Here is a 251-nt window from a genome sequence, read left to right as displayed (position 1 = left end):
TCAGAATCTGGGGCAACCGGCAATCCCACTGAAGACTTAGCTGTCTTGTAAATATCTGCAAGAAAACGCTCTTTCGCGACCTTGCGCCCAATGACATCCCAAGCATCAGTGGTGAAAGCGGCTTTGCCCATTGCTGTGATCAAATGCGGTGATGGATAACGCTCAAGGAATGCAAAGAACCAATCACTGCGTGAGCTGCGGTAAAACCGACCCGCTTCAGGGAAGTATAGCGGCAGATAATGGGTCAACAC

Annotated in this window: 1 pseudogene; it reads right to left on the bottom strand. The window is 50.2% G+C overall.

Annotated elements, in window-relative coordinates:
- Positions 1-251, bottom strand: a pseudogene (locus tag B3849_RS14330) (IS110 family transposase); the annotation flags it as partial.

It is taken from the genome of Sulfitobacter sp. UBA4523 (assembly GCF_002388305.1).
GTDB classification, from domain to species: domain Bacteria; phylum Pseudomonadota; class Alphaproteobacteria; order Rhodobacterales; family Rhodobacteraceae; genus Sulfitobacter; species Sulfitobacter pontiacus.
This window is presented reverse-complemented; position numbering and strand designations above follow the sequence as displayed.